Source organism: bacterium (assembly GCA_036524115.1).
Classification (GTDB): Bacteria; JAUVQV01; JAUVQV01; order JAUVQV01; family DATDCY01; genus DATDCY01.
This window is the reverse complement of the sequence record DATDCY010000236.1, coordinates 1-4045: the sequence shown is the minus strand read 5'-3', so window position 1 is coordinate 4045 and position 4045 is coordinate 1. Positions and strand designations below refer to the sequence as shown.

Below are 4045 nucleotides of genomic sequence, written 5' to 3'. Positions count from 1 at the left end.
GAGCGCGCCCGGGCGGCGGCGGCCGGATCCTCGTGCGCTGGCGCGCACCGGATGCCGAGGGTCGCCTCGCGGAGGCGCTCGAGCTGCTGGGCGCCCTGGCCCCGCGCCGCGAGGGGGCGGCGTGAGCGGCGCGCGCCGGTTGGCGCGGGTCCTGGCCGCCGCGCTCACCGTTCTGGCCGTTGCGACCGGCTGCCGCGTCCCGTCCGACACCGCCGCGGTGGTCGACGGCACGGCCATTCCGATGGCCGAGCTCGAGGCCGCGGTCCGCGCGCTCACCGGGGGCTTCGGTCCCGGCTCGCCGGCGCTCGGGCAGGAGCTGCCGCGCATCCGGCGCGCCGCGCTCGAGCGGCTGATCGACCGCGAGCTGATGCTCGCCGAGGCCGCCCGGCGGGGCATCCGCCCGGACGCCGCGGAGATCGAGCGCGCGCTGGCGGCCGCGCAGAAGGGGATGGCGCCCGCGGAGTTCGACGAGGCGCTCACGCGGGCGGGCACGGACCGCGACGCCTGGCGCCGCGCCGCCGAGCGCGACGTCACCGTGCGCCGGCTCCAGGAGCAACTCGCCGCCGCGGTGAGCGTGGGGGATGTCGAGATCGCCGACCGGCTCGCCCACCGCCAGGGGGACACCGCGCTTCCCGAGGAGGTACGCGCCTCCCAGATCCTCGTCCGCGACCGTGACGCGGCGCTCCAGGCGCGCCGGCGCATCCTCGCGGGCGCGGCCTTCGCCGATGTGGCCCGGCAGGTCTCGCTCAGTCCGGACGCCGCACAGGGCGGTGACCTCGGCTGGTTCGCGCGCGGGCAGATGCCGCCGGAGTTCGACGAGGTCGCCTTCACGCTGCCCCGCGGGCAGCTCAGCGACGTCGTCGAGACCCCGTACGGCTTCCACCTCTTCCTGGTGACGGACCGGCGCCCGGCGCGGGCGCGCGGCGGCGCCGAGGAGCGGGACGCGGCACGGCTGGCGCTGCTCGCGGAGAAACGCGAGGCGGCCTTCCGCGCCTGGCTGGCCGAGGCCCGCCGCAAGGCGGTCATCCGCTACAACCGCGCCGTCGTGCCCGGGTAGCGGCCGTGCCGGCGCCCGTCTTGCTTTCGCGCGGCCACATGGCGTATACAGGGTCTCCCATGCGCATGCGGTCCCTGCTCCCGTCCTTCGCGGCGCTCGCCGTCACCGCCCTGCTCGCGGCCCCCGCGGGCGCCGTGGTGGTCGACGGCATCGCCGCGGTGGTCAACGGCGAGATCGTCACCATCTTCGAGCTGGAAAAGGCCGGCCAGCCCCAGCTCGAGGAGCGGCTGCGCTCGGTGCCGCCCGCCGGGCAGGAGCAGGCGCGGCGGGAGCTGCTGCGACCGCTGCTCGAGCAGCTCGTCCTCGAGAGGCTGCAGGGGCAACGCGCGCGCGAGCTTGGTATCCAGGTCTCGCCGCAGGAGGTCGACGCCGCGATCGAGGCCATCCGGCGGGAGAACTCCTGGTCGGAGGAGTTGCTCGACCGCCTGCTGCGGGAGCGGGGGTTGAGCCGCGAGGACTACCGCCGGGAGATCCAGAGCCAGATCCGGCTCCAGAAAGTCGTGCGCCAGGAGATCGGCGCGCGCACCACGGCCTCGGACGCGGAGGTGGAGGCCTACTTCACGGAGCACCTCCAGGAGTGGCGCCGGCCCGAGAAGATCCGGGTGCGCCACCTGCTGGTGCCGCTCCCCGCCGACCCCACGCCGGCGGAGGTCGAGGCGGCCGCGGCAAAGGCCGCCGCGCTGCGCGCCAGGGTCGCCGCCGGCGCCGACTTCGCCGACCTGGTGCGCGCCGAGAACCCCGGGGCCGCCCCCGGCGTCGACCCGATCTCGGGGGAGATCGCCCGCGGGGAGCTCTTCCCCGCCCTGGAGGCGACGGCCTTCGCGCTCCCCGTCGGCGGCGTCAGCGACCCCGTCCGCGGCCCGGCCGGGTTCCACCTCGTCCAGGTCGCCGAGAAGACGCCCGCCTATGAGCCGACGCTCGCGGAAATGCGCTCGAGCATCGAGGTGAAGCTCATCGAGCGCAAGAGCCGCGAGCGGTTCGGCGGCTGGCTCAAGCAGCTCCGCGACTCCGCCCTCGTCGAAATCCGTTACTAGGCGCCCGGGTCGATAGAGAGGGCTTTTCGCGCCCTGACGGCGTTGCCCGGAGGGCTGCTTGTGCGGCGTACACCAGTACGCCTCCGCGCGCCCATCCGGGCTGCCTTGTCAGGACACGAAAATCCGCTCCCTCTCGACTCGGGCAGCTGATGCCCGTGGCCACGATACCGACCCCGGTTCTCTCGAGACCTTCGTTCGCCGCGAACAATCAGCGGGACGGCTTCCGCCGCGGCGGCGACGGCAGACCGAGCGCAATCCCCTCCGTGCGCGCCGCGATGGCGATCCTCGCGCAGGCCTCCGCGTCCGAGGCCGGATCGTGGTGGTTCAGCTCGATGCCGAGGTGGGCGCAGACCGCCGGCAGGTTGGCGCGGGGGAGCCGCCACGCGCGCCGCGCCAGGCGCACCGTGCAGAGGAAGTCCAGCGACGGCGGGGCGTGGCCGGCGAGCGCGCAGCAGGCGGCGAGCACCCCGCGGTCGAAGGGGGCGTTGTGCGCCGCGAGGAAGGCCGCCCCCGCCAGCTTCGCCTCGATCTCCGGCCAGAGCTCGGCGAACGTCGGCTCGCGGCGCACGTGGTCCCACGTGATGCCGTGGATGTGGGTGAACGCGAAGCGCGAGCGCGGCGGGCGGATCATGAACAGGTCGCGCGAGACGATCCGCACCCCCTCGACGCGCACGAGCGCGAGCGCGCAGGCGCTGTCGGCGCCGTAGTCCGCCGTCTCGAAGTCGAGGGCGGTGAAGGGCGCGTCCGGGGCCGGGCCCGGCGCCGCCGGCTCAGTAGCGGCCGGCGAGGTAGTCGGCGATGATCTGCGCATGGTCGAAGACGAGGGGCGGCAGCTCTCCGACGGGGAAGACGCGGGCCTCGGCGGCATCGTCGCCGCCGCGCGGCTCGCCGTCGGCGTCCGCCAGGAAGACCGTGCTCAGCGTGTGGCGCCGCGGGTCGCGCGACGGGTCGGAGTAGGTGTGGAACTGGCGCCCGAGCCGCACGGCGAGGCCCGTCTCCTCGAGCGCCTCGCGCACGGCCGCCTCCTCGAGCGACTCGCCCGCGTCGACGAACCCGCCGGGCAGCGCCCAGCCCAGGGGGGGGAACCGGCGGCGCACGAGCACGATCCCGGGGCCGACGCGGACGATGAGGTCCACCGTCGGCACCGGATGGGGCCGTCTGACCGGGTCGCCCGTCCCGCCGTCCGCCACGCGCCTGCCGCCGCCGGCTACTGGAGCCGGAGCGTGATCTCCTTCGAGGTGCTGTGGTCGGCGCCCTCGCGCGCGCTGAACACCGCGACGGAGAGGTACGCCTCCCGCCCCGGGATCAGGACGACGTCGGCCGGGTCGCCGGTCGAGAGCCGGCGGCTGAACTCGACGAGCCAGTGCCCGTCCCGCCACGCGCCCTTGGCCGTGACGTCTCCCGCGCTGCCGGTGGGAGTGCGGCTGACGACGCTCGGGAGCCGGTCGCCCGCGAAGGCGCCGGCGGGCCGCGCCTCCCACGGCCCCGTCCCCGCGTCGGGGTCCTCCTTGAACCACATCACGGCGCCGGAGCGGGCCCGCTGGGACTTCGCGCCGGGGAAGGAGCGCGCCCTCACGGTGAGCGTGGCGTCCTCTGCGTAGCCCGAAGGGTTGGTGCGACCGGCGCGCCAGGTCCAGACGTCGGCCACCGCCTCGCGGCCCGCGAGCATGCACTCGCCGAGCCGCCCCTCGCGCGAGAAGGCCAGCGCCAGCGCGTCCTCGACCTCGCGGCCGGCGGCGTAGGCCTTCGTCTCCCTCGACCAGACCCAGGGGTGCTGCTCGTTGTCGGGCGTCCGGTCCGGCCAGCGCAGCATGATCCAGACCCGCTCCGGCGACCAGAGCGCCCACGCCGACACCTCCAGCTTTCCGGAGGCGCCCTCGACGTCGAAGGTGAACCGCTCCGCGCTGAGCCAGGCCGCGTCGGAGAAGAGCCCGTCGACGAGCGGCTCGGTCTC

The 4045-nt window shown here is 75.5% G+C and carries 5 protein-coding genes; 2 read left to right on the top strand and 3 right to left on the bottom strand.

Features of this window, described 5'->3' with window-relative positions:
• The first annotated feature begins 121 nt into the window (after positions 1 to 121).
• Together VI078_11455 and VI078_11450 are read left to right on the top strand one after the other, a co-directional pair.
• Positions 122 to 1057, top strand: a complete 936-nt coding sequence (locus tag VI078_11455; protein ID HEY5999898.1) for a peptidylprolyl isomerase — start codon at positions 122 to 124, stop codon at positions 1055 to 1057.
• Between the two features lie 59 nt (positions 1058 to 1116).
• Complete coding sequence (locus tag VI078_11450; protein HEY5999897.1) at positions 1117 to 2091, top strand: peptidyl-prolyl cis-trans isomerase; 975 nt, start codon at positions 1117 to 1119, stop codon at positions 2089 to 2091.
• A 208-nt stretch (positions 2092 to 2299) separates the two neighbouring features.
• Here the strand turns inward: VI078_11450 and VI078_11445 are convergent, their stop codons facing one another.
• The 3 genes from VI078_11445 to VI078_11435 form a co-directional block, all read right to left on the bottom strand.
• Positions 2300 to 2902: a 3'-5' exonuclease gene (locus VI078_11445; protein HEY5999896.1), complete on the bottom strand. Its 603-nt coding sequence runs from the start codon at positions 2900 to 2902 to the stop codon at positions 2300 to 2302.
• Complete coding sequence (locus VI078_11440) at positions 2862 to 3281, bottom strand: NUDIX hydrolase (protein ID HEY5999895.1); 420 nt, start codon at positions 3279 to 3281, stop codon at positions 2862 to 2864. Before VI078_11440 ends, VI078_11445 begins: the two co-directional genes overlap by 41 nt.
• A 17-nt stretch (positions 3282 to 3298) precedes the next feature.
• Positions 3299 to 4045: ethylbenzene dehydrogenase-related protein (locus VI078_11435; GenBank protein HEY5999894.1), on the bottom strand; the 747-nt coding region annotated here is incomplete at its 5' end.

Bases quoted from the DNA above. Each gene is read 5' to 3' on its own strand.
- VI078_11450 (HEY5999897.1), top strand. From the start codon at position 1,117: ATGCGCATGCGGTCCCTGCTCCCGTCCTTCGCGGCGCTCGCCGTCACC.
- VI078_11445 (HEY5999896.1), bottom strand. From the start codon at position 2,902: ATGCGCAGATCATCGCCGACTACCTCGCCGGCCGCTACTGAGCCGGCG.